Source organism: Campylobacter coli (genome assembly GCA_039516895.1).
Taxonomy (GTDB): domain Bacteria; phylum Campylobacterota; class Campylobacteria; order Campylobacterales; family Campylobacteraceae; genus Campylobacter_D; species Campylobacter_D coli_B.
This window is the reverse complement of the sequence record CP154437.1, coordinates 1-26,984: the sequence shown is the minus strand read 5'-3', so window position 1 is coordinate 26,984 and position 26,984 is coordinate 1. Positions and strand designations below refer to the sequence as shown.

Here is a 26,984-nt window from a genome sequence, read left to right as displayed (position 1 = left end):
AATTTAGAGAAAGGTTAAGTTTGGCTTACACAAAAATAAAACTGTCAAATAATGGAAAAAAGGCGTTTCAAGTGCTTATAGATAATTTGAAAATCAATATAAATGAAGCCCAAAAACTCATAGATAAAAAAAGGCTTTTTTGCGATGGAATTTTAGTAGAAGAAAAGAATAAAATCTTACAAGGTAATGTAGAATTAATAGTCTATGAAAACAACCCCAAAGGAGTGGAAATCGTTTTTGAAAATAAAGATTTTGCAGTACTTGAAAAAGAAAGTGGAATTTTAAGCCACCCTAATGGCAGACACTGTAAATACAGTCTAAGTGATGAAATTTGGCACCTTTGGGGTAAAGAAGCGTGTGTAGCTCATAGGCTTGATAAAGAAACAAGCGGACTTATACTCGTAGCCAAACACAAAAAAGCACAAATTGAGCTTAAAGGCCTGTTTGAAAAAAAACAAATTCAAAAAGAATATCTTGCCCTTGCAAGTGGGGAAATCAAAGCAAATTTCATAGTCGATCAAGCGATGGATTTGACAAAGGATTATGATGATGTTAAAACCAGAATGCAAATTTGCGAGAATGGAAAAAAAGCGATCACAGAATTTGAAGTTTTGAGCTTTTATCCTAAAATCAACGCTACGCTTTTGCTTTGCAAACCACTCACAGGCAGACAACATCAAATCAGAGTACATTTATTTTATAAAAATCACAAAATCCTAGGCGATCCACTCTATGGTCTTGAAAAAAAAGATATAGAAAAAATTTTAGATGAAAAAATGGACATAGAAGAACGCATAAAGCTAAGCGGTGCCAAACGCTTGTGTTTGCACTCTTATCGTTTAAAATTTAACTATGATGGAGAAAATTTTGATATTTTTTCAAAAAAGGGTATAGAAAAAATTTTAACAGCATTTTAAAACAAAACTGATATTTTATTTCATATCTAACAAGCTATCATTTTTTATAAAAAAATTTTAAAATAAAAATTTACTTTTTGTTAAAAATTTAGTATAATCACAAAATAAAAATACTAGGATTTTGTAAATGAAATTTGTTAATTTTAAACTCAATCAAAAAGCCACCCTAGGGGTGCTTAACTCTAGTGGAAAAGTTATAAATTTAGCCGATCTTGATATCAATGTTCGCGATATGAATGAATTGATTATAAATTTTGATAATTTTAAACATAAATTTAAAGATTTAGATTCTAAAACAGCTTATGAAATTCCAAAAGAAGATTATCTAGCCCCTATCATAGAACCGCGTCAAGATATTATATGTCTTGGGATTAATTTTTTAGATCATGCCAAAGAATCTGCACAATTTAAAGGCGAAAAATTCGAAGAAAGAGAATATCCTGTGTATTTTGGAAAACGCTGCAATCAAGCCACAGCTCCTTTTGGCAACATATCTTTGCATGCTGATGTCACTTCTCAACTAGACTATGAATGCGAGCTTGCTTTCATTTTAAGTAAAGATGCTTATAAAATCAAAGCTGAAGATGCGAAAGGCTATATTTTTGGCTATACCATTATCAATGAAATTTCAGCACGAGATCTCCAAAAACGCCACAAGCAATTTTACCGCGCAAAAAGCCTTGAGGGAAGCACTATAATGGGACCTTATATTACAAGTGTTGATGAGATTGCTTATCCGCCCGAGCTTAATTTACAAAGTTATGTCAATAAAGAATTGCGACAAAATTCCAATACAAAATTTTTTATTTTTGACATCGGATATGTCTTAGAAGAACTAAGCTCAGGAATGCTTTTAAAGGCTGGTACTATCATATCAATGGGAACTCCAAGTGGCGTAGGAATGGGCTTAAATCCACCCGTTTTTCTTAAAAAAGGTGATGAAGTACGCTGTGTGATAGAAAATTTAGGAGAAATTTGCAATGCAATAACATAAAATCTCATTAAAAATCACAGAAATGTTTTTTACGAAATTTAATAAAAAGGAGATATCATGGAGTTTTTAGAGCTTTTATTAGTTTTAATCGCCTTAATACTAATCATCAAAAAGCCAGAAAAAGAAAATTTGGCTTTTGGCTTAGTGATAGTAGCTTGGCTTTTAATGGTTTTTTTCTATGTCGGCCACAAAACAGGTGCGCTTTTAACGATAATGAATCTATAAAGAAAGGCTGAAGAATGAACGAAATAAATAAAACAAAAAATTTCTACACTCTTATGTGTTTGGCAGGCTTTTTGATTATTCTTTTGCCTGTGGGGATTGCAAATTTTGTATTTGGTTATATGTGGGGTGATAGCCCATGCACTCTTTGTTGGGGACAAAGAGAAGCGATGATTTTTATCGGGGTTATGGCACTTTTTATCGTGCGTTATGGTATGAAAGGCAAATACCTTGCCGCTCTTTTGATCATGACTGCAGTAGGTCTTTATCAATCCTTTGCACATTATGGCAATCACGCTCATAGGGATTTAGATCAAGGTTTTGGTTTGGCGGTTTTTGGTATCCATACTTATTTTTGGGCTGAAGTAGTCTTTTGGGCTGTAGTCTTGCTTTTAGGTGTGATGTTTGCTTTTGCTCCTAAATTTGGATCTTTTGACAAAGAATTAAACGGCGAAAAATTTAGAAAATTTACTAAATTTAGCTTCGCAGCAGTTTTAATCAGCACCCTTATCGTTGCATCAAATGTCTTTCAAGCTTTTGTAAGCACAGGAATTCCTCCTTATGTGGGGCAAGGTGATCCTGTAAGATTTAGTCTTAATCCAAAATATATCATTTGGAGCACAGGGGGTTGGAATGGTTTATGGCAAAACATTTCTTTCTTAGGAAAACGCGATGTGAAGGCTCCTGATTATGCTTTTGCGCCTGCAAGTGAAAAATTAGGTATAAAATTTGATAATGATACAAATAATTCTCCATTTGCAGAAATCGACGATGAGCTTAAAATTATCGATGAGCAAACCATAAATTTTGACAAAGCGATCAATACTCTTGATTATATTAATGATGAATTTGTAGCAAGTTCTAAATGGAATGTAGCGTTTTTGGATAACAATTTTAGTACAAAAGAAGGTTTTGAGCTTGATCCTTATTTTTCAGCTACTATCGATCCTATTATAGGTATCATTCCTTATAAAGAAAATAAATTTCTTCTCATGGGATCTAATAAATCTTTCCTAAGATTTGCAAAAAATCCAAATGCAGATGAAGCTTTACAATATGCAGATTTTGTTAAAGGAAATGACCAATTTGAAGGTCAAGGAAAAGATTTGGGTCGTGGAAGACTTGATACTGTTAGAGCAAAATTCAACCATGTAGCAAGTATGACAACAGATGATCATTATCTTTATCTTGCAACCGTGCCTAACAACAAAGATTCTAAAACCTTTGTAATTTCTAAAATTTCTTTAAAAGATCTTGTTCTTTCAGCAGAATTTACTCCAAAAGCAGAACTTAAAGAGGGTAAAACTTTGGGCGATCTTTATATCACTTCTATGGCTTTTAAAGATGATGAAATTTATGCACTCAGTAAAAATCACAATGTAATTGCCATAATCGATCCAACCAAAGAAGAAGTGGTAAAAACCATAGCTTTTCCAAGCTCTATCACAAATGCAAGAAGTATTTTCTTTAAAGATGGAAAAATTCACATCCTTTCTTATCAAGATGGAGCAAATAAGCTTTATACTTTAAAATAAATTTGAAGTCCTAGTGATTCTAGGACTTTAGTTTATATTTGATTTTATCTTTAAATCCTGCCCTTTCAAAACCTCTTAAACGAAGCAAGCAGCTATCACATTCTCCACAAGCTTCATCTTCGCTTTCATAACAAGACCAAGTAAGTTCTAAAGGCACATTTTCTTTTAAAGCAAGCTCTACAATTTGAGTTTTGTTAAGATTTACAAGAGGGGTTTTTAAAGAAGTTCTAAAATGCTTACTTGTGCCTTCATTGATAAATTCTTGAGCTTTTTGTATAAATTTTTCAGTACAATCAGGATAACCGCTACCATCTTCTTCCACTACACCTATAAAAATACTTTCACAATTTTCCTTTTCCGCTAAAGATCCTGCTATGCTTAAAAAAATTCCATTGCGAAAAGGCACATAAGTAATAGGCGGAGTATCGCTTATGCTCAGCTCATTTTTAGGGATATGGATACTTTGATCTGTTAGAGCATTGCCTCCTATATTTGCTATAAAACTCACATCAAAAATATAAGATTTTTCTACATTTAAAGCCTTGCAAATTTGCTTAAAACACTCTTTTTCTTTTTCTTGTGTGCGTTGTTGATAATCAAAATGCAAGGCAATAATCTCATATCCTTCTTTTTTGGCCAAATAAGCACACAAAGTGCTATCCATTCCACCGCTAATGATACAAAGTGCTTTTTTACTCATTTTTATATCCTTAAATTTGCTGTTTTTGCAATTCTAGCAAATATTTTTTAAAATTTACACTTAGTGTAAAGTCCCATTTTAACACTATGTAATAATGGCTAACAATCTATGTTTCATTTCATTTGACTTAAATTCAAATTAGTGATATGATAATGGTATTTAAAAAGGGCTGGGGAGCACCAAATCATTAATTCTATTTTTATGGATGATTTTAGGATTTGCGAAGTATTTTAAAAAAATACTAATCTTAAAATTTCATCCATAAAAGCAGATTCTACAAATCACCAAAAACTACACTCAATCATTCAAATTTCATATCAATTCAATCTCTTCTTCAATTTTATTTATTATTTTAAAAAATAAAATGATAAAATTTGAAAAAAATTAAAAGGCGATTTAAATGATAAATATAAAACTTATAGAACATATTTTCAAAGCAGCTTCCATCAGTCGTTGGAATGATTATCCAAGAATGGCAAATTTAGTCGAGCTTGATAAACAAGCGCATAAATTTATCATAGCTTATTTCATTGCAAAAATGGAAAAAGATGTGGATATGAAAATTATCATAGAGGGTGGAATTTTTGAATTTTTAAGCCGCGTTGTAGTTACTGATATACGCCCTGATGTATATCATGAAATCGTACGTCAAAAAAAAGCCGAAGTTAATGCTTGGGTTTTAAGTAAAATCGAACCCATGATAGAAGATATAGAAGATGGAGAGTTTTTAAAGCGTTTTGAAGCGTATCTAAATGGCAATACCTATGCCAAAGAAAGGCTTATCTTAAAAGCTGCATCGTATTTTGCTACAAGATGGGAATTTAACATAGTCTATCAAACCTCAGCTTTTTTAAATGATATCGATGAGATTAAAAACAAAGTCGATGAAGAATTGGAAGATTATTATGAACTCATAGGAGCTAGAAAAATCGCTCTTAATCAAAAAATTGCAAAAATCATCGATTTAAGCGGAAGACTTCGTTTTCAAAAGCGTTGGGCTCAAACCCCACGCATACCTGAAACTGCTGTTTTAGGACATATGCTTGTAGTGGCGATTTTGGGATATTTTTATTCACTTAAAATCAAAGCTTGCGATAAAAGACTTGAAAACAATTTTTATTGTGCTTTATTTCATGATCTACCTGAATCTTTAACACGCGATATCATAAGCCCTGTAAAATATGGCATAGATGGACTTCACACTATTATCAATGATTATGAAATGAAACTGATCAATGACAGAATTTTACCCTTCGTGCCTGAAAATTTAAGGGCTGAATTTTCTTATATCTTAGGCATTAGAGAGGGCAGAAGCAATGAAGCAAATTTTGTCAAAAATGAATTTGAAAATCGCACCTATAAAAATGCCAAAATCGAGCTTTGTAGTGGAAGCTTAAGCTCTTTTAATCAAAATGAATTTGGAGCGATTGATGGTAAGGCTTTAAAATACTGCGACAAAATCGCTGCTTTTATCGAAGCAGGACTTAGTATAAGCTATGGGGTAAAATCTAAAGAACTTGAAAGCGGTTTTGAAGATATGTTTAAATTTTTTAACGAAAGCCCTACGATCGATGGGGTAAATTTCCTTGAAATTTGTAGAGAATTTAGGGATTATTTTAAAATTTAAGTAATACATTTAATATATTTTAAATAAAATATTATAAAAATTTAAATTTTATTTTCAAACAAAATAAAGGAGTTGTTTATGAACCGAACTTTTCAAAAACGCTATACCCTAGCTTTTTTTATAGGTATATTAGCAGGGGTTTTTGGAGCTATTGTAAAATGGGGCTGGGAAGTTCCTTTTCCACCTAGAAACCCTAATATTTTTTGGCCTGTTGATGCATTAGAACGGGTTACTCCGCCTAAAATTTTCCTAGAACAATTAGGCTTACCTACAGATTGGACTTATATGTTTTCGGGTATGCAAATGCCATTATCAATCTTTATAGTACACATTGGCTTTTCTATTATTTTTGCTATAGCTTATTGTATGATAGCAGAAAAATGGCGTCGTATTACCATGTGGCAAGGTGCTGTTTTTGGCTTTTTTGTCTATCTTTTTGCTCATGTAATCGTAATGCCTTTAATTGCAGAAGTTCCTCCACTTTCTGAAATTCCTTTTGATGAGCATTTATCTGAATTTTTTGGTCATATTGTTTGGCTTTGGGGAATGGAAATAGTTCGTCGAGATATAAGAAATCGTATTACTAAAGAGATAGAAGAATGAAAGAAATTCTTTCATTCCATATCTAAAACTGCACCCTTACTAGCATTTGTTACAAGTTTTTGATACATTCTAAGCCATCTGGATTTGACTTCTTTTTGAGGCATTACAAATTCATTTTTGCGTTTTGCAATTTCCTCATCGCTTAAATTAGCATTGATAGTATAAGCATCTACATCGATTTCTATCTCATCTCCATCTTTTAAAAGCCCTATAAGCCCGCCCTCAGCAGCTTCAGGAGAAACATGACCTATGCTTAAACCCCTTGTTGCACCACTAAATCTTCCATCGGTAATCAAAGCCACATCTGCACCAAGCCCCATACCCATGATAAGTGAAGTTGGACTTAACATCTCTTGCATACCTGGACCACCCTTTGGCCCTTCATAACGGATCACGCAAACATCGCCTTTTTGTACTTTACCTTTAATGATACCTTTAATAGCCTCATCTTGAGAATTAAAACAAACAGCTTTGCCCTTGAATTTTCTCTCTCCTGTAATACCTGCAGTTTTTACAACACAGCCTTGCTCAGCCAAATTTCCAAATAAAACCGCAAGCCCCCCTACTTTAGAATAAGCATTATCTACCTTACGAATGATGGTTTCATCTTTGATTTTGGCATTTTTTAAACGCTCTTGTAAATTTTCTCCTGTAATGGTTAAGGCATCAAGTTCTAAAATATGTCCCTCTCTGCTTGAAATTTCAGCCATTACAGCACTTACACCCCCTGCTTTATGGATATCATCCATATAAACAGTATTAAGTGATGGAGCGATTTTTGCAATATGCGCAACCTTGCTTGAAATAAAATTTAAATCCTTGATATCAAGCGCAACTCCCGCCTCTCTTGAAATAGCTAGCATATGTAAGATTGTATTTGTGCTTCCACCCATTGCCATATCTACTACCATAGCATTTCTTATAGCTTTTTGAGTGATAATATTTTTAATTTTAAATCTTTCATCTAAAGCGATTTCACAAATTCTTCTTGCAGCCTTTCTTAAAAGCTCTTCTCTTTCTTTGCTAAGCGCTAAAATCGTACCATTTCCCTCCAAAGCTATACCCATAGCTTCACATAAAGTATTCATAGAATTTGCAGTAAACATACCCGAGCAAGATCCTCCGCTTGGACAAGCAGAACATTCTATATCTTTAAATTCTTCTTCGCTGATTTTATTGGCCTCATATGCTCCTACAGCCTCAAAAACTGAACTAAGACTTATTTTTTCACCCTTTTTAGTCACACCCGAACGCATAGGACCACCGCTTACAAAAATAGTCGGTACATTTACCCTTAAAGCACCCATTAGCATACCTGGGGTGATTTTATCGCAATTTGGAATACAAATTAAAGCATCTAGCTGATGTGCATTCATAACGCTTTCAACCGAATTTGCGATGATTTCACGGCTCGGTAAAGAATAAAGCATACCCTCATGACCCATAGCTATACCATCATCCACACCTATAGTGTTAAATTCAAAAGGAATGCAACCATTTTTTCGAATTTCATCTTTTATAATTTTTGCATATTCATTTAAAAAATAATGCCCTGGAATAATATCAATATAGCTATTTGCCACGCCTATGAAAGGTTTATCAAAATCCTCATCTTTTAAACCACATGCTCTAAGTAAAGAGCGGTTTGGTGCTTTTAAATGCCCTTTTTTAATCGCATCACTTCTCACTAAAAACTCCTTAATATTTTTTTAATATTATAACTTAATTTTCATAAAATTTACTTGCAAGAAACAAGCTTTCTATACATAATTTTCATCAATTGACAAAAATATTTTTTTATAATACAATGCTTTTTGATTATCAAAAAGGAGTGCAAAATGAGACAATATGAATCCTATAAATGTCCAAAATGCGGTAACGAAGTAGAAGTTCAAAATGTAGGCGGTGGAAAACTTAGCTGTTGTGGTGTTGAGATGGAGTGTATCACTCAAGATTTAACTGCGGTAAATTTGATGAAAGCCTTTGCTGGAGAATCAATGGCTAGAAATAAATACGATTTATTTGCAGATGTAGCTGAAGAAGAAGGATGGCATGCGGTTGCAAGACATTTTAGAGAAGCAGCAGAAAATGAAAAATGGCATGCAAGAGCTGAATTTAAAGCTTATCACGAAATCGTTGATGGCAAACCTTTAGAAGTAACAACTAAAAACCTAGTTGCAGCGGCTGAGGGTGAAAACTACGAACATACCACCATGTATCCAAATTTTGCTAAAATCGCTGAAGATGAGGGTAAAAAAGCTATAGCAAGATTATTTACTGCGATTGGAAAAGTAGAAATAGAACACGAAAGAGAATACCTAGCCCTTAAAAAAATGCTTGAAGAGGAAGAATTCTTTAATAGCGAAGTAGAAGAACTATGGGTTTGTGAAGTTTGTGGACATATCCATCGTGGCAAAAAAGCTCCTGCAGCCTGTCCTTTATGTAAAGCACCTAAAGAATACTTTAAGCGTGAATTTTTAGGCTAAATCCTTGGGCGATTTTTCGCCCTTTCTTAGAGAAAATTTGAAAACTTTATTTGAAGAAAACGAACTTTTAACTCCATTTGATATTGATTTAGTTGGCATTGATGAAGCAGGACGAGGTGCCTTAGCAGGTCCTATGATGATGGCAGCTTGTAAACTACACAAAGATCTTGAGGGACTTTGTGATTCTAAAAAATTGAGCGAAAAAAGGCGCGAAGAACTTTATGAAATCATCTTGCTTCATTCAGATTATCTCATCCTTGCTTTTTCTTCAGAAAAAATTGATGAAATAGGGCTTAGCGCTTGTTTAAAAATGGGTTTAACACTCATAAAAAAACACTTTAAAACAGAAAATAATTTCTTATACGATGGCAATACAAATTTAGGTATTAGCGGTATAAAAACTCAAATCAAAGCCGATGCCAATATCAAACAAGTAAGTGCAGCAAGTATACTTGCAAAGGTGAGTAAAGATAGGGTGATGAATTTTTTAGCTAAAGATTTTCCTTGCTATGAGTTTGAAAAAAACAAGGCTTATGGGACAAAAGCCCATAAGGAATTGATAGCAAAATTTGGAATTTGCAAGCTTCATCGCAAAAGTTTTAAACTTTTATGATTGCTTTGCTAAATTCTCATGTATGTTTAAAGCACACTCTATACCATCTTTTATAGCCCAAACGACTAAAGATTGTCCTTTTCTAGCATCTCCACAAGCAAAGATTTTTTCATGTGTGGTTTGGAAATTCTTTGTTTTGACATTGTTTTTCCCATCCAAACTTACTCCAAAATTACTAGCGATAGCATCTTCACTTCCGCTAAAACCCATAGCCAAAAGCACTAAATCCGCTTTATAGTTTTGATTGGAATTTGGAAGTTCGACATTTATAGCCTTGCCCTCTTTGAATTCGCGTTTTAAATCACACGCTTCTACGCTTTCTACTTTATCTTTACCTAAGAATTTTTTTGTCATTTTTTGATATTCTCTAGGATCTTTTTCATATACAGCAATGGCTTCTTCTAAACCATAATCTGTCGTAAAGATATCAGCTTTTAAAGGCCAAGGATTGTTTTGGCTTCTTTGTAAAGGTCTTTTTGGGCTTCTTTCAAAACGCACTATGGATTTAGCTCCTTGTCTTGTAGCTACAGCGATACAATCAACACTTGTGTCCCCACTTCCTATAACCAAGACATTTTTACCCTTTGCTGTGTCAGCACCCTTGCCTGTTTTTAGCAAGGTTTTTGTATTTTGCGTTAAGAAATCAAGAGCAAATTCAACGCCCTTTAGTTTTCTACCCTCTATATCAAGATCGATAGGCTTGCTCGCTCCTGTGCAAAGTACTAAAGCATCAAATTCTTTTAAAAGTTTAGAAACCTTATCTTTGCTGTCTATATTTTCATTTACCTTAAATTCTATACCACTTTCTTTGAGTAAATCAACGCGTCTATCGACTATACTTTTATCAAGCTTCATATCAGGAATTCCATACATTAAAAGCCCGCCCGCTTTATCGCTTCTTTCAAAAACACTTACCTTGTAGCCAAGTGAATTTAAGGTATTAGCACAAGCAAGTCCAGCAGGCCCACTTCCTATGATAGCGATTTTTTTGCCATTGTATTGTTTAGGTTTGTTTGGACTTACTAAATTTTCTTTAAAAGCATTTTCTATGATGGCTAGTTCGTTATTTTTGATACTTACGCTTTTTCCATTAATCGCACACACACAAGAATCCTCACAAGGAGCCGGACAAACACGGCCGGTAAATTCAGGAAAAGGATTGGTAAGATCAAGTCTTTCATAAGCTTCTTTCCATAAAGAACGATAAATAAGATCATTCCATTCAGGGATGAGGTTGTTTAAAGGACAGCCTACATCCTTGCCTTCACTCATCACACCCGTATGGCAAAATGCTACCCCACAATCCATACATCGTCCGCCCTGAATTTCTTGTTCTTTCTTGTCTAAAAGCGTTGTAAATTCTTTGAAATTTAAAACTCTTTCTTTAGGAGCAACTTTTTTAAAATCTACCCTTTTAAAATCTAAAAAACCTCTTGCATTTCCCATTTTTACTCCTTATTTTTGTGTGATTTTCAAAAATGCTGCCAAACTTGGATCTTCTTCATCTTTGCAAAGCTCGATCATCTCTAACATTTTTTCATAATCTCTTGGCATAACTTTAAAAAAGTCTTTTTTGTCAAATTTTTCGAGTATGTCCTTAGCCTTTTTAGAATTAGTATAAGCGATATGATTTTCTATCATCATTTTTAATTCTTTTTCATCTTTAGGGCTAAGATCTTTAATATCCACAAGCTCAGTATTTACATGGGCTTCATTGTGTCTTCCAAAGATATAAACCACACCCCCGCTCATACCTGCAGCAAAGTTCGCACCCACATCGCCAAGCACTACGACAAGCCCCCCTGTCATATACTCACAACCATGCACACCGGTTCCTAAAACTACCGCTTTAGCTCCTGAATTTCTTACACAAAATCTTTCTCCTGCTATACCATCTAAATACACTTCACCCTCGGTTGCTCCATACAAACAAGCATTTCCTGCGATGATATTTTCTTCAGGTGAGAAAGTAGCTTCATTTGAAATTTTAGCGATGATCTTACCTCCGCTTAAACCCTTACCTAGATAATCATTACTATCACCTATAATCTCAAGCTTAATACCCTTTAACAAAAATGCTCCAAAGCTATTGCCTGCATTTCCTATGGCTTTGATTTGTATGCTATCTTCACTTAAAGCGTCTTTGCCATAAGTTTTTAGAATTTCACTTGAAAGCATAGTAGCAAAAGTACGACTTTGATTTCCTACTTCTAAAGAAAGTTTGATAGGCTCTTTTTTCTCCACAGCATTTTTACAAAGTGGGAGTAAAATTCTATAATCAATCGTTTTTTCAAGTTTATTGTCTTTATAGTCTTTAAAATGCACAGCGGTTCTGTTATAAGTAGGTAAGGATTTTAAAATTTTATCCAAATTCACTTTACCCGCTTTACCTTGCATAGGTTTTTGACGGAGTTTATCGACTCTTCCTATCATATCATCAAGGCGTTCAAAACCAAGTCTTGCCATATATTCTCTAAGCTCTTCAGCTATAAAATACATGAAATTAACCACATCATCTACTTTGCCTTTAAAACGATCTCTAAGTTCTTTATCTTGAGTGGCAATACCAAAAGGACAAGTATTAAGATGACAAACTCGCATCATCGTACAGCCCATAACAATCAAAGGTGCAGTAGCAAAGCCAAATTCTTCAGCTCCTAAAAGTGCAGCTATAGCTAAATCGCGTCCATTCATCAGCTTTCCATCAGTTTCTAATCTTACTCTATCTCTAAGCTTGTTTAAGATCAAAGTTTGATGCGTTTCAGCTAAGCCTAACTCCCAAGGAATTCCCGCATGTGGTATAGAAGTTCTAGGGCTTGCTCCTGTTCCTCCATCATAACCTGAAACAAGGATTAAATTCGCCCCTGCTTTTGCCACACCTGCAGCAACTGTTCCTATACCGTTTTCGCTTACAAGTTTTACTGAAATTTTGGCGTCTTTGTTCGCATTTTTTAAATCATAAATGAGTTGAGCCAAATCCTCAATAGAATAAATATCATGATGAGGTGGTGGAGAAATCAGCGTCACACCCGCTGTAGAATGTCTAGCCTTAGCTATCCAAGGATAAACTTTAAAGCCCATTAATTGTCCGCCCTCGCCTGGTTTTGCACCTTGAGCGACTTTGATTTGTAATTCTTTTGCGTGGGTTAAATAATTTAAATCCACCCCAAAACGCCCACTTGCTACTTGTTTGATAGCGGAATTTTTATTGACTCCATCTTTGATTTCATAGCGTTCCTCATCTTCACCGCCCTCGCCTGAATTTGATTTTGCGCCTATTTTATTCATTGCTTCTGCTAAGCACTCATGAGCTTCTTTAGAAATAGAACCATAACTCATAGCACCTGTTCTAAAACGCTTAACTATACTTTCAGCACTTTCAACCTTGTCAATACTGATAGCCTCGCTAAAATCAAATTCCATTAAAGAACGCAAATTCACTTGTTTTTCATCAACTAAGGCAGAGTATTTTTTAAAGCTTTTATAGTCTTTATTGCGACAAGCTTGCTGAAGATTAAAAATCACAAGTGGATCGATTAAGTGTTCTTCTTTAGCACTTCTAAAGCTGTGAATTCCTTTAGAATCTAAAGCCTTATGTGTATCATTAAAAGCGTGTTTATGTAAAGCGATAAGTTCTTTTTCAAAATCTTCTAAATCCATACCCTCAATGCGTGAAGTTGTAGAAGTAAAGTATTTATCAATCACTTTAGAACTTAAGCCCAAACACTCAAAAAGAGCAGAACCATTATAACTTTGTAAAGTAGAAACCCCCATTTTAGAAGCAATTTTTACTATACCACTTGAACTTGCTTTGATGAAATTTTCTACCGCTTTATCATAACTTACATTTAAGTCTTTATTTTCTATAAGTTTTTGTATGCTTTCATAAACCAAATAAGGATTTATAACCGTTGCACCATAGCCTAAAAGACAAGCAAAATGATGAATTTCTCTTGGCTCACCACTTTCTATGATAATGCTTGTGTGAGTTCTTAAATTCTTTCTTACCAAATAATTATGCACGCCCGAAACCGCAAGTAAAGCAGGGATATAAGCATTTTTATCATCCACTCCTTTATCACTTAAGATGATGATAGAAACACCTTTTTTAATCTCTTCTTCTATTTTTACGCAAAGATTATCTAAAGCTTGTTCTAAGGTAACTTTAGAATACTCATAAAGTATAGAAAATTCTTTAACTTGGAAATTGTTTAAAGCCTTAACCTCGAAAAGCTCTTCATTGCTTATAATAGGCAAAGAAATTTTAACACGCTTTGCATTATTTTCATCTGGTTTTAACAAATTCCCTTCGCTTCCTAAATATATCCTTGTAGAAGTAACAATCTCTTCTCTTATCGCATCTAAAGGTGGATTAGTCACTTGAGCAAAAAGTTGTTTAAAATAATTATACAAAGGCTGATAAGTCTTAGAAAGAATAGCCAAAGGAGTATCCACACCCATAGCCGCTAAAGCTTCTTTGCCATTTTGCGCCATACTTGCTACACTCATTTTAAGCTCATCATAGCTCCATCCAAAAGCTTTTTGAAGTTTTAAAACCTCATCTTCTTTTAAAAATTTATGTTTATAAACCCCGCTGTGTTGTTTTTCAAGCTCTACTAAATTTTTAAGCCATTGTTTATAAGGCTTCGCATTAGCATAATGTTCTTTGATTTCATTATCAGCTATTACCCTACCTCTTGCAGTATCTACAAGTAAAAGTTTTCCAGGTTCTAAGCGTTTTTTAGCTTTGATATTACTTTCATCAAATTTTAAAGCTCCTGTTTCGCTTGAAAGTATGAGCATATCATCTTTTGTAAGATAATATCTTGAAGGACGAAAACCATTTCTATCTAAACTCGCCCCCATGATAACCCCATCAGTAAAAACTATAGCAGCAGGTCCATCCCAAGGCTCCATCAATAAAGAATGATACTCATAAAAAGCACGCTTTTTACTTCCCATATTTTCATTTTTATGCCATGGTTCTGGCACCATCATCATAAAAGCTTCTTCTAAAGTGCGTCCATTTAAAGCTAAAAATTCTAAAGTATTATCAAACATAGCAGAATCGCTACTTGGTTTTGCTATGATAGGAAAAATTTCATCTAAATTTTCAAAATATTCGCTCTCCATCAAACCTTCTCTAGCTCTTATGCTATCGACATTTCCTCGTATGGTGTTAATCTCTCCATTATGTACCATATAGCGGTTTGGATGAGCTCTTTCCCAGCTTGGGAAGGTATTAGTCGAAAAGCGAGAATGCACCAAAGCAATAGCGGATTTCATATTGACATCTTTAAAATCAAGATAAAAATCGCTCAATTGAGTAGAAAGAAGCATTCCTTTATAAACTATAGTGCGTGAAGAAAAGCTTGAAAAATAAAATTTAGGCACATGCAAAGCTCTTTTTTCTATAAGACGACGACAAGCATAAAGCACTCTTTCAAATTCAAGTCCTGCATTAACCGTGCTTGGTTTTTTTACAAAAGCTTGTAAAAAATAAGGCATAGCTTTTAAAGCACTTGCTCCTATATCACTAGGGTTAAAAGGCACCTCTCTAAAACCTAGAAATTCTAAATTTTTATCTTTTAAACCTTGTAAAAATATTTCTTTTGCTTCTTCTTTGGCATCTGCATTAGGTGATAAAAACATTTGTGCTACAGCATAATCACCTTTTTGAGGAAGCTCAAAACCAAGCTCTTGAGTCATAAAAAAATCATGAGGAATCTGAATCAAAATTCCCGCTCCATCGCCTGAATTTTCTTCAGCTCCCGCACCGCCTCTGTGTTCAAGATTCATCAAAATTTCTAAAGCGTCACAAATAACCTTATAAGAAGCAATACCGCGTATATTGGCAACTGCGGCAATACCACAGGCATCGTGTTCATTTTTAGGGTGATATAAACCTACGCTTTGATTGTTTTCTAAGATATTTTCCAAATCCATTTTATTCTCCTTATAAGATTGATTTTAAATTTGATAGCTTGTTAAGGATTATAACATATATTTTTTTAATATCGAGATATTTTTTATCTTAAAAATAAATAAATTAAAAAATATTTCAATGGATTTATAAAAATTATAAAAACATCGCTATGATACTTCCTAAAATCAGCAAAGGCCCATTATAAAAAATAAAAGTAGGGATACAAGTATCTTTTATATGATCGTGTTGCTTATCTACACTTAATCCCACGCTCGTTCCCATCGTCGTTTCACTTGCTGGACTTCCTGCATCTCCTAAAGCTCCTGCAACCCCTAAGATAAATATGATAAGAGCTGCGCTAAAACCGAGTTCTAAGCAAAGAGGACAAAAAAGTGTAGCTATGATAGGAATAGTCCCAAAAGAAGTACCTATACCCATAGTAATAATAAGACCTATTAAAAGCATTAAAAATACAGCCAAAAATTTATTTTCTTGCATCCAAGGGACTACGGAATTTACAAGCTCATTTACAGCACCACTTTGTTTTAAAACCTCTCCATAACCCGCTGCTACAAGCATAACAAAAGCGATAAAACCCATTAGTTTGAGTCCATCATCAAAAATATCATTGACACTTTTATATTCAACTCCACCCAAAATCACCATAGAAATAAAGCCCAAAAGCCCTGATAAAGGCAAATTCATCGTAAAAATTTGTAAAACTAAAGTCAAAATAAGCCCTACTAAAACACCCCATTCTTTACGTCCCATTTTGATATTGTCAAAATCAATTTTTTGAATTTCTATTTCTTGATATTCTCTTGGTTTTCTATAAAATACAAAAAGTGCTAAAAAAAGCCCCAATACCATACAAATAGCAGCATAATACATCGCATTTGTTACATCTGCTAAGCTGACATTAACCCCATTTTTCTCTAAATTTTCTCTTAAAAGATCTTGGAAATTAAGTCCAAAACCTATGGGTAAAACCATATAAGGTGTTGTAAGTCCAAAGGTTAATGCACAAGCAACAGCCCTACGATCGATTTTTAATTTATTAAAAAGACTTAAAAGTGGTGGGATTAACAAAGGAATAAACGCCACATGGATAGGAATTAAATTCTGCGAAAAACAAGAAATCAAAGCTATAGATAAAAGCAAAAGATATTTTTTGTGAGAGATAAAACGACTGACTACCTTAATCAAATAAGCTGTTAAATTTGTCCTTGAAATCGCAGCAGCAATAGCACCTAAAAGTATATAACTTAAAGCGGTTTTTAAATTTCCCTTCATTCCATCGATTAAAATACTCATAGTTTTCATAATCTCAATATGAGAAAAAATTCCAGCAACTAAAGCAGAAATCAAAAGACTCAAAAGTACATTAAAACGAAATAAACAAAGTAAAGTCATCAAAACTACACTGATGATGATAGGATTTGTAAGCAGGGTCAAAATTTTTCCTTGTGAATTTATAAAAGCTTAATTCTAAAGAAAAATTTTTTAAAATGAGATAAAAATTATCAATGAATTAATATGTAAATTTTAGTAACATTAATAAATATATGTTACTTTTTTTCATATTTAAGATAAAAATTCTATTATTACACAAATTTTTAAAATAAAAAGCCTAAATTTATTGAAATTTTTGTTATATTGAATCATAAACATTGAAAGGAGTACCCATGAATTTAAATGCGGAGCAAAAAAATGCTGTTTTGAGATTTAAAAAATTTGTTTCTTTTAGAAACAAAATATCTCTTAACCTATCTTTGATAGTGCTTATTTGTTACTATATCTTTGTTCTAGGTATAGGACTTATGCCTGAAATTTTAGGGTATAAACTGGGTCCTAGTTCCATCACGCTTGGTATTATGGTAGGCATTGGCCTGATTTTATTGTGTATTATTTCCACAGGAATTTACACTTTTATCGCAAATTATTTTCTTGATAAAGAGCAAGAAGAAGTGATTAAAAACTTAGAAAATGAGGGATTACTTGATGCGTTAAAAGATGGAAAAATCAATTATAAGGAGCTAGTATGAAAGTCTTTATATTTTTAAGTTTAATCTTCAATTTAGCTTTAAGCGCCGGTTTTGATTTAGGAGAAGTTCATCAAAAACCTATAAATATAACTGCTGTTAGTATGTTTTTAGTCTTTGTTTTAGCTACTTTGTTTATCACCTATTATTCTAACAAAAAATCCAAATCCAAAAGTGGATTTTATACCGCTGGAGGAAATATCACAGGAATGCAAAATGGTGTAGCTATAGCGGGAGATTATATGAGTGCAGCAAGCTTTCTTGGAATCACCGCTTTAGTTTTTACTAATGGCTTTGATGGACTTATTTATTCTATAGGATTTTTAGTAGGTTGGCCTATTATTTTATTTTTAATTGCAGAAAAATTTAGAAATCTTGGCAAATTTACCTTTGCAGATATTACCGCTTATCGTTTAGAAGCTAAGCCTATACGCGTTATATCGGCTATTTCTGCTTTAAGTGTTATTATCTTTTATCTTATTGCTCAAATGGTAGGAGCAGGGCAACTCATACAATTGCTTTTTGGTTTGCCTTATACCTTTGCTGTTGTTTTGGTTGGAATTTTAATGATTTGTTATGTAACTTTTGGAGGAATGCATGCAACCACTTGGGTGCAAATTATCAAAGCCATTTTACTTCTAGCAGGGGCTACTTTTATGGCTGTTATGATTTTATATCTTACGAAATTTGATTTAAAATATTATTTTGATTTAGCCATTTCTCATCATCCAAAAGGTGAAAATATAATGAAACCAGGGACTTTTTTACCTGATACCATATCAGCTCTTTCTTTAGGTTTGGCTCTTATGTTTGGAACTGCAGGTTTACCTCATATACTTATGCGATTTTTTACTGTAAAAGATGCTAAAGAAGCTAGAAAGTCAGTATTTTATGCAACAGGATTTATAGGGTATTTTTATATACTTACTTTCATTATAGGCTTTGGTGCTATAGCACTCTTACTTGGCAATCCTCAATTTACCAATGCCGATGGAAGTTTTAATGGGGCTAGCAATATGATAGCAGTCACCTTGGCTGATGTTTTGGGTGGAGATGTCTTTTTAGGATTTATTTCAGCAGTGGCTTTTGCTACTATTTTGGCAGTAGTTGCAGGACTTGCGATTTCAGGTGCAGGAGCTATAAGTCATGATTTATATGTCAATGTTATCAAAAAGGGTGATGTCAAACATGAAGATGAAATGAGAGTTACAAAAATTGCAACTATAGCTATAGGAATTTTTGCTATTTTGCTAGGCATTGTCTTTGAAAAACAAAATGTTGCTTTTACCGTAGGACTTGCTTTTGCTATTGCTGCGAGTGTAAATTTTCCTATACTTTTACTCTGTATTTATTGGAAAAATCTTACCACTAAAGGTGCTTTTTGGGGAGGGCTAATAGGACTTATAGTCGTTCTTGCTCTTGTGATTTTAAGCCCTAGTATATGGGTAAAAAGTTTTGGTTTTAGTGAGGCTATTTTTCCTTATGATCATCCTGCTTTATTTTCAATGCCTTTAAGTTTTATACTCATTTATATCATTTCAAAATTAGATAATTCTAAAAGAGCTAAAAAAGATAAAGAAGGTTTTGAAGCGCAAGATTTTAGAGCTCAAAGCGGTGTGGGAGTGAGTGAAGCTGTGGCGCATTAAACAAAAAAAAGCTTCTGTGCAATTTAGCAAAGAAGCTTTTTTAAATTTAAACCAGTAAATATTCTCATTTTAAAAGTATTTTAGGACTTTACTTAACATAAAGTCCTTTAGAGTTCATCTTTTATTTATAGTTTCTACCTAAATACTCACCTAAATACTGCAATTCTTTATCATTGATTTCAGTTTTGCGGAAAAATGGCATCGAATGTTTACCATAACGCACAAAAATCATTACCAAATCAGGGCTCAAATCCGTTCTATCTTCTAAAAGTGCAGGAATTCCTTGATCTTTATAAAGAGCTGAAAGTGCATTTGTCCCAGGCATTCCTTGGCCATGACATGCTATACACCACTTACTATAAACTTGCTGTCCTTTTCTTTGATTTGCATTTAATTTTTTAGCATCAACGCTTGAAAACGCTGCAGGGGATCTTGGATTGTTTGGAATATATTCATAAACACTTATAGATTCACCCTTTGGCAACCATTCTTTATCCTTAGCATCTAAATTCAGCAAGCAAACAAATAAAACAAAAAATAAAGCGATTTTTTTCATTTTTCTTTACCTTCTTTCATTCTTAATGCGTCGCGTTTGTTATTGACAAAACGCTCATCTCTTAAATTTTTAGGCCAAATGCCTCCACGACCAGGTGCTAAAATTCCATTTGGGTCGATACAATCTTTAAGTTGCTCGTTAAAGCGGCGTAAAATATGATTGTTATAAGAATACGCACCCATTACATCATCTTGGAAAGTCGGAGCCGCACGATAATCTCCCCATCCATGTTCTGCAGCAGTTTGAACCATTTGACGATACATTTTACGCACTTTTAGATTGTGAGCTTTATCCGTTCTTGAGTTATTAAAGGCTAACATAAAGCAAAATGCACGATACATCCAACTTCTAGGATGTGAAAAAGGTGTTATAGGAGATTCTTCCCCAAATTCTCTAAATAATTCCATATATACTTCTTGGCATTTTAAAAGCTCTTTACCATCGCGCGGAATAATAGGTGAGAACCATACATGCCCATCACTTGGCTCTAAAGCCTCACCTCTTGTGCTAAGCCAGAAAATTTCCATATTTGGAATTCCAAGAGTAACCTTATGTTTAAGCTGCTTTTTTTGCTCCAAATTCAAAGGTAAGCTAAATTCTTGAACGATAGAAATATCTACACCCTCAATGATCTTAAATCTTTGTTTGATATATTCTAAATTCGCATAGCACACTTCTTTACAGCCATAAACTGAAACATCGATATTCCAATAAGGGATTTTATTTTTTAAAGCATAATTTTGAATTTTATCCATATCAGGCAAGCCATTTTTACTTGTAAGATAGCCTTTTAACTCCGCATTCATCGGTTTTCCATAAGGTGGATTTAATGGACTAAAATACTGCGGCCATCCCACAATAAAACTATCCTCAAGATAATTTAAAATTTCAACCGCTGGGATCAAATCCTCGCGTTTTTTCATTTTTATAGATAAAAGCATATAATGCTCTGGTTTTGGCATCATCCAAAAGCCCATTTTTGTAACGATACCGAAATTAGATTGTGAAAAAAGTCCATCTACATAAGGACCATAGCCGTATTTATTTTCTGCAAAAGTCTTAGCTTTTGGTAAAGCACCCATACCCGTGCGTAAAATTTCTCCATTAGCTAAAACAACTTCCATTCCACAATGTGAGCCAAAGTGATCACGATACATTCCATAGCTGTATCCCCAACCATGATCTAAAGCATTTCCAAGTGGAGAACCCCAACCTGGATCAGGAATATCTAAAAAAACATTGAGATTATTCTTTTCTACATACTCATAAAGATCAAAATAACTCACTCCAGGTTCAACGATACAGAAATTTCTTTTATCATCTACTTCGATGATTTTATTCATTCTTTTTAAATCTACAACAACCTGTCCTCTTTGCTGTGGTGCAGAAGAACCATAGCCTAAATTCTTACCTGTGGAAATAGGAAAAAGAGGAATTTTAAATTCATTTGCTATTTTTACTATAGCTTGAACTTCTTCCACATTTCTAGGTGCAAGCGCTAAAGAAGGGATAGGTTCGTCATCATCATCCCATTGCGGGCTATACGCATCTCTATAAAGATCTAAATCCTCTTGGGTTTTAAATACCCATTCTTTACCCAAAGCTTTTTCAAATTTTGCTACTGCAGCTGTAAAATCACTTTGCGAAACATTTTTTGGTAAAATCATAATTTAACTCCTTTTGGTGCTAAAATCCAAGTATAAAAATCACCTTGTTTTTTTTCATACGCAACGCGCATACCATAATCCGACGCCATAGTGCGAATCACAAAAAAAGTTGTCCCACTACTCACACTTCCAATAAGTGCTTTATTTTCAAAAGCTTCTTTAAGTTTTGAGTAAATATTGCTGATATCTTTTTCAACAAGTAAAATTTCATCTGCGTTAATAAAATTTTCTTGATAAGGAATTTCACTATCCTTGATAAAATATTTCACTTGTTTAGCTTGAGAAAATTCCAAAAAAGAAGCATTCAAACCAGAAAGACAAACAGCACTTAAAGCCGTAGCTTTTAAAAAATTTCTACGCGAAACTTCTAACATACATCAATCCTTTTAAGTATTTAGTATTACAAATTATAAATCTAAAAACTTAAAAAATATTTAAAAAATAATTTGAGTAAAAATAAAATATGAATTATTGTAATAAAGTGTGAAATTTTTAAACAAAAAGATAGAATTTAGTGTCAGATTTAAATTTGACACTAAAAAATTTTACACATCTAAATGTTTTACATCTTTAGCATGTGTTTGGATATAATCGCGTCTTGGTTCAACCTCATCGCCCATGAAGAGATTAAAGGTATCATTAGCACTTTGCGCATCTTCGATAGTGATTTTTAAAAGTCTTCTTACGCTTGGATCCATAGTTGTTTCCCAAAGTTGTTCAGGATTCATTTCACCCAAACCTTTATAGCGTTGGATATAAGCACCTTTTTTGGCATTTTTTTCTACTTCATCTAAGATATCTAAGATATCTTTTTCAAAGCTCAAATCACGATCTTTTATTTTATTAAAGATATAATTTGCCTCTTCATAAAGAGGGTGTGAAAATAAATCATCATTGATGATAAGTTCTTCCAAACCATTTTCAGTTTGCACATAAATGCGAATTTCGTTTTCATTGATATAATGATTTAAAATATTATGTCCTTCTTTTTCCAAAAAAGCTTTAACGATTTTAAAAAGTTCTTCATTATTTTCTTTGATAAAGTCAGGATTTTCGATCAAGTATCTGATCACAGAAATCACATTGAAACGCTTTTTAAGCTCATTTAATACCGAGCGATAAGCGGCAACGATTTTTAGAAAATCTTTTAAATCATTTAAGCCAATTCCTTCATAATTAGAACTTTCAATTCCTGTTTCGATTAAATAATCATTCAAAGCTTTTTCATCTTTGAGATAAATTTCTTTCTTTTGACCTTTTTTATAGCGGTAAAGCGGTGGTTGGGCAAGATAAATGTGTCCATTAGCCACAAGTTCATTCATAAAACGGAAGAAGAAAGTTAAAAGTAGAGTTTGTATGTGAGAGCCATCTACATCGGCATCTGTCATGATGATGATTTTATGATATCTTAGTTTTGAAAGATCAAAATCCTCACCTATACCACAACCAAAAGCAGTAATCATATTTTGAATTTGTTCGGATTTTAAAATTTTATCAAGTCTTGCTTTTTCAACATTTAGAATTTTACCACGCAAAGGCAAAATCGCTTGAAAAGATCTTTCTCTTCCTTGTTTTGCAGAACCACCCGCAGAATCCCCTTCCACAAGATAAATTTCACTCTCACTTGGATCTTTACTTTGACAATCAGCTAATTTCCCAGGCAAAGTTCCTACACTCAAGCTTTCTTTTTTACGCGTTAATTCTCTTGCTTTTTTTGCTGCTTCTCTTCCTCTAGCTGCCATTAAAGCTTTATTCATAATAGCTTTTGCTTCGATAGGATTTTCTTCAAAATATTTACTAAGATATTCAAAACTTGCTTTTGAAACTATAGGACGCACATAAGAAGAGCCAAGTTTTCCTTTGGTTTGTCCTTCAAATTGAGGTTCAGGCACTTTTACACTTACTATAGCGATAAGTCCTTCACGCACATCATCACCTGTGATTTTAGAGTCTTTTTCTCTAGCACTAGCATTTGCTTCTATATAGTTGCTAATCACTCTTGTTAAACCCATTCTAAATCCAGCTTCGTGCGTTCCGCCATCAGGGGTTTTGATATTATTTACAAAAGAAAGTAAGTTTTCGCTATAAGTATCATTATAAAGCAAAGCCACTTCTACATTTACATCTTCTTCATCTACACCAAAAAATATAGGTTTAGTTAAAGCTTCTTTTTTATTTAAATCGCTAACAAATTGTGAAATTCCACCTTCAAAATGAAAACTTTCACTTTTGCCTACACGATTATCTTTAAAATTTATAGTGATTTTTGGATTTAAATATGCAAGTTCACGAAATCTTTTAGCCAAAATATCATAATCAAATTCTGTTACTTCAAAAATTGTATCATCAGGCCAAAATTCTATGGTAGTTCCTGTTTTTTTGCTCTTTCCTATAACACCAAATTCACTGATGACTTTACCTTCTGAAAATTCTTGGCGATAAATTTCTCCATTTCTTTCAACCGTAGCTACAAGTTTTTTAGAAAGTGCATTTACGACTGAAACGCCCACACCATGCAAACCCCCTGAAACTTTATAAGTATCTTTATCGAATTTTCCCCCTGCATGAAGAACAGTTAAAACAACAGTTAGGGTTGGCATATTTTCAGTTGGGTGCATATCCACAGGAATTCCACGACCATTATCGCTAACGATACAGCTTCCTTCGGTAGTGATTTCTATATCTATAGTATCACAATGTCCTGCCATTGCTTCATCGATAGAATTATCTACTACTTCATAAATCATATGATGAAGTCCGCCTATATTGGTATCTCCTATATACATACCTGGGCGTTTTCTAACAGCTTCTAAGCCTTTTAAAACTTTAATATTACTCGCACCATAATTTTCTTGCATAATTTTCCTTTGTCTTTTGTCTAAAGATTTTAAATTTTTATAAAATCATAGGCATGATAACCATAGATAAGCCTTGAGAATTTACCACAAAGGCTAAGTTAGGTTCATTTACACTTAAAGTGAATTGTTCTTCTTCGATTGAAGTTAAGAAATCAAGTAGGTATTTTATCTTGATATTAAGATTAAATTCTTCACTTACTCCTGTTTCGATTTCAAGTTCGGTTTTTGCTTCCATATTGTCTAAGCTTATACCTTCAAAGATGATTTTATCTTTGTTGAAATGAAGTTTCATTTTTTCAGTTACAACGCTGATTTTTTTAAGACTATCTATAAAATCTTCAGTTGAAAATTTAAGTTCTTGTTTGAAAGTTTTTGGGATAACTTTTTCATAATCAGGGAATTTATCATTGATAAGTTTTGTAAAGAATTCAAAATTATCATTTTTAGCGATAAGCATATTTTCATCATAATAAATTTCGATTTTCTCATAAAAAAGTTTTTGCATTTCCATGATAGCTTTTTTAGGAATGCTGATGTGAAATTCTTGATTATTTGCTTTTTCAAGAGTATAAACTGCAAGGCGTCTTGTATCGGTTCCAACGAAATTTATTCTATCTGTTTTTATATCTAAAAATGCACCATTTAGAGAATATTTAGGGTTGTTAGTATCAATGCTTGGTAGAATTTTTTTAAGAGATCTACTTAAATCACTTGAATCAATATCAAATTGATTTTTGCCTTCTGTTTTAGGGAAATTTGGAAAATCTTCATGATTAAACATAGGAAGTTTGTATTTTGTACTTTTTTGTCTTATAAATAAAAAATTATCTATGGTTTCTAACACCACTTCTTCATTGTTTAAACTTTTTATCACATCGGCTATGCTTTTTGCATTTGCAGTAGCAAAACCTCTGCTTTCTACGCGAATTTTTCTTATTTTATAGTTTATCCCTATTTCAAAATCACTCGCTCTAATGATAAGTTTATCTTCATCAGCTTCAAAAAGTAAATGTGAAGTGATAGTGCTAGAATCTTTTTTTTCTACATAGGCATTACATAAAAGTACCGCTGATTCAAGGGTATTTTTATTGATACTTAGTTTCATTTTTTCTCCTTGGCTTTATTATATATAATTTAAATTCATTGTAATAATAAGACTATTGAAATTGTGAAATTCTTTAGCAAAAAATTATTAAATTTGTATTTTACCATATTTTGCTTAATTATATTTTTTCACATTTTGCTTTTCTTTTTTTCACATTTTTTCACTTAACTTTGACTTTTTGTAAGAATTTTGTTTTTTAATTCTTCGATTTTTGTTTTTATTTGTTCGTCATCTTCCATGAGTTCTTTTATTTTTTTCACACTATGTGAAATAGCTGTGTGATCTTTCATTACAAAGAAATTAGCAAGTTGTGAAAAAGTAAGGCTTGTAAGTTCCCTTGCTAGGTAGATTGCTATGCGTCTTGCAGTAACGACATTTTGAGTTTTTTTGCTAGATTTCACATCGCTTGGCTTGATGTTAAATTCTTTACAGATCAAAGATAAAATATCTTCTATGCTTATATTTTCTTTCTTTTCTTTGATATGATCTTTCATCACGCTTTTTGCAAGTTCAAGAGTGATTTCTTGTCCGAGTATGTTAGCATAGGCATTTAAGCTTATGATGATACCTTCTATTTCTCTTATATTATCTCCTAAAGAAGTGGCGATATAATTGATGATATCATTAGAAAGATTGATATCATTAAATTCACATTTTTTGCGTATGATAGCTATTTTTGTATCGAGTTGAGGCGGAGTGATATCTGCTATGATACCATGAGCAAAACGACTTTTTAAGCGTTCGGTAATACCTTTTAGCATATTGGGTGGATTATCACTTGTCATGATGATTTGCCCGTCATTGTTTTTAATCTCATTAAATATAAAGAAAAATTCTTCTTGAATTTTGTCTGTTTTTCCTAAAAATTGCACATCATCTATGAGTAAAACATCACAATTTCTATATTTTTCGTGAAATTTATCTAAAGAGCCATTTTTTAAATTTGAAGTAAAATCATTGATAAAATTTTCACTCGTAGCATAAATCACTTTTTTTCCCATTTCCAAACTTGCATTTCCCACAGCTTGAAGCAAGTGTGTTTTGCCAAGTCCTGTAGGCCCATAGATAAAGATAGGATTGTAAAGTTTTCCAAGTTTGTCTTTTTGTGAGATAGCTTTACAAGCTCCATAAGCGTATTTGTTAGAATCCCCCACTACAAAACTTTCAAAAGTAAAAGAAGGATTTAAAATCGTGCTTTGTGCTTTGATATGAGCGATATCGATTTTAGTGCTTTTGCCACTATGCTTTTGGCTTTGTGCTTGTATCAAGACGCTTGCTTTATTTCCACTTTGCACTTCATAAAAATGTGAAATTTTTTTACCATATTTTGTTTGTATGAATTTGGCTAAAAGCTCATTAGGAGCGTTAAAGACTAGAAAATCTGCTTTGCTTTGTTTTTCGTTAAATTTTAAGATAGCGATATAATTTTCGTATTCGTTTTCATTGAGTTCTTTTTTTAAATTTTCAAGTATTTGATTTGGATTCAT

The 26,984-nt window shown here is 33.0% G+C and carries 21 protein-coding genes; 10 read left to right on the top strand and 11 right to left on the bottom strand.

The features are described from left to right. The first annotated feature begins 20 nt into the window (after positions 1-20). The 4 genes from AAID94_00105 (at position 21) to AAID94_00090 (ending at position 3,668) form a co-directional block, all read left to right on the top strand. On the top strand, positions 21-917 hold the full coding sequence (locus tag AAID94_00105) for an RluA family pseudouridine synthase (GenBank protein ID XAK23968.1): 897 nt from the start codon (positions 21-23) through the stop codon (positions 915-917). Between the two features lie 127 nt (positions 918-1,044). Next, positions 1,045-1,911: a fumarylacetoacetate hydrolase family protein gene (locus AAID94_00100; GenBank protein ID XAK23967.1), complete on the top strand. Its 867-nt coding sequence runs from the start codon at positions 1,045-1,047 to the stop codon at positions 1,909-1,911. Positions 1,912-1,968: 57 nt separating this feature from the next. After that, complete coding sequence (gene dba / locus AAID94_00095) at positions 1,969-2,136, top strand: disulfide bond formation protein Dba (GenBank protein XAK23966.1); 168 nt, start codon at positions 1,969-1,971, stop codon at positions 2,134-2,136. Positions 2,137-2,150: 14 nt separating this feature from the next. After that, complete coding sequence (locus tag AAID94_00090) at positions 2,151-3,668, top strand: disulfide bond formation protein B (GenBank protein XAK23965.1); 1,518 nt, start codon at positions 2,151-2,153, stop codon at positions 3,666-3,668. A gap of 19 nt (positions 3,669-3,687) precedes the next feature. Here AAID94_00090 and queC read toward each other — a convergent pair whose 3' ends face one another. Then, on the bottom strand, positions 3,688-4,368 hold the full coding sequence (gene queC / locus AAID94_00085; GenBank protein ID XAK23964.1) for a 7-cyano-7-deazaguanine synthase QueC: 681 nt from the start codon (positions 4,366-4,368) through the stop codon (positions 3,688-3,690). A gap of 400 nt (positions 4,369-4,768) precedes the next feature. Here queC and AAID94_00080 point away from each other — a divergent pair, with 400 nt between their 5' ends. Together AAID94_00080 and AAID94_00075 are read left to right on the top strand one after the other, a co-directional pair. Beyond that, positions 4,769-5,995, top strand: a complete 1,227-nt coding sequence (locus AAID94_00080; GenBank protein XAK23963.1) for an HD domain-containing protein — start codon at positions 4,769-4,771, stop codon at positions 5,993-5,995. 78 nt (positions 5,996-6,073) lie between these two features. Next, positions 6,074-6,598, top strand: coding sequence for a YagU family protein (locus AAID94_00075; protein XAK23962.1), 525 nt, complete (start codon positions 6,074-6,076; stop codon positions 6,596-6,598). 11 nt (positions 6,599-6,609) lie between these two features. Here AAID94_00075 and ilvD read toward each other — a convergent pair whose 3' ends face one another. Beyond that, positions 6,610-8,286, bottom strand: coding sequence for a dihydroxy-acid dehydratase (ilvD, locus tag AAID94_00070; protein ID XAK23961.1), 1,677 nt, complete (start codon positions 8,284-8,286; stop codon positions 6,610-6,612). Between the two features lie 150 nt (positions 8,287-8,436). Between ilvD and AAID94_00065 the strand changes: the two genes are divergently transcribed. Further along, complete coding sequence (locus tag AAID94_00065) at positions 8,437-9,084, top strand: rubrerythrin (protein XAK23960.1); 648 nt, start codon at positions 8,437-8,439, stop codon at positions 9,082-9,084. 37 nt (positions 9,085-9,121) lie between these two features. Then, positions 9,122-9,697 carry a ribonuclease HII gene (locus tag AAID94_00060; GenBank protein ID XAK23959.1) on the top strand — a complete coding sequence of 192 codons (576 nt, stop codon included), beginning with the start codon at positions 9,122-9,124 and terminating at the stop codon, positions 9,695-9,697. Here AAID94_00060 and AAID94_00055 read toward each other — a convergent pair. The 3 genes from AAID94_00055 to AAID94_00045 all read right to left on the bottom strand — a co-directional run bounded on the left by AAID94_00055 (position 9,692) and on the right by AAID94_00045 (position 17,078). After that, positions 9,692-11,143 (bottom strand): glutamate synthase subunit beta, encoded by a 1,452-nt coding sequence (locus AAID94_00055; protein ID XAK23958.1) that lies wholly within the window; start codon positions 11,141-11,143, stop codon positions 9,692-9,694. The genes AAID94_00060 and AAID94_00055 overlap by 6 nt on opposite strands. 9 nt (positions 11,144-11,152) lie before the next feature. Further along, positions 11,153-15,643, bottom strand: a complete 4,491-nt coding sequence (gene gltB / locus AAID94_00050) for a glutamate synthase large subunit (GenBank protein XAK23957.1) — start codon at positions 15,641-15,643, stop codon at positions 11,153-11,155. A 133-nt stretch (positions 15,644-15,776) separates the two neighbouring features. Further along, a complete protein-coding gene (locus AAID94_00045; protein ID XAK23956.1) occupies positions 15,777-17,078 on the bottom strand; it encodes a Na+/H+ antiporter NhaC family protein in 1,302 nt (433 codons plus the stop codon). Between the two features lie 230 nt (positions 17,079-17,308). Between AAID94_00045 and AAID94_00040 the strand changes: the two genes are divergently transcribed. Further along, entirely contained in the window at positions 17,309-17,668 is a 360-nt protein-coding gene (locus AAID94_00040; GenBank protein ID XAK23955.1) for a DUF485 domain-containing protein, read from the top strand. Next, entirely contained in the window at positions 17,665-19,311 is a 1,647-nt protein-coding gene (locus AAID94_00035) for a cation acetate symporter (protein ID XAK23954.1), read from the top strand. Before AAID94_00040 ends, AAID94_00035 begins: the two co-directional genes overlap by 4 nt. Positions 19,312-19,432: 121 nt before the next feature. Here AAID94_00035 and AAID94_00030 read toward each other — a convergent pair whose 3' ends face one another. The 6 genes from AAID94_00030 to dnaA all read right to left on the bottom strand — a co-directional run bounded on the left by AAID94_00030 (position 19,433) and on the right by dnaA (position 26,984). Continuing rightward, complete coding sequence (locus tag AAID94_00030) at positions 19,433-19,867, bottom strand: cytochrome c (GenBank protein XAK23953.1); 435 nt, start codon at positions 19,865-19,867, stop codon at positions 19,433-19,435. Continuing rightward, positions 19,864-21,534: an FAD-binding oxidoreductase gene (locus tag AAID94_00025; GenBank protein ID XAK23952.1), complete on the bottom strand. Its 1,671-nt coding sequence runs from the start codon at positions 21,532-21,534 to the stop codon at positions 19,864-19,866. Before AAID94_00025 ends, AAID94_00030 begins: the two co-directional genes overlap by 4 nt. After that, positions 21,531-21,908 carry a twin-arginine translocation signal domain-containing protein gene (locus AAID94_00020; protein XAK23951.1) on the bottom strand — a complete coding sequence of 126 codons (378 nt, stop codon included), beginning with the start codon at positions 21,906-21,908 and terminating at the stop codon, positions 21,531-21,533. Before AAID94_00020 ends, AAID94_00025 begins: the two co-directional genes overlap by 4 nt. Before the next feature lie 171 nt (positions 21,909-22,079). Continuing rightward, complete coding sequence (gene gyrB, locus AAID94_00015) at positions 22,080-24,392, bottom strand: DNA topoisomerase (ATP-hydrolyzing) subunit B (protein ID XAK23950.1); 2,313 nt, start codon at positions 24,390-24,392, stop codon at positions 22,080-22,082. A gap of 37 nt (positions 24,393-24,429) precedes the next feature. Further along, complete coding sequence (gene dnaN / locus AAID94_00010) at positions 24,430-25,497, bottom strand: DNA polymerase III subunit beta (GenBank protein XAK23949.1); 1,068 nt, start codon at positions 25,495-25,497, stop codon at positions 24,430-24,432. A gap of 164 nt (positions 25,498-25,661) precedes the next feature. Beyond that, entirely contained in the window at positions 25,662-26,984 is a 1,323-nt protein-coding gene (gene dnaA, locus AAID94_00005; GenBank protein XAK23948.1) for a chromosomal replication initiator protein DnaA, read from the bottom strand.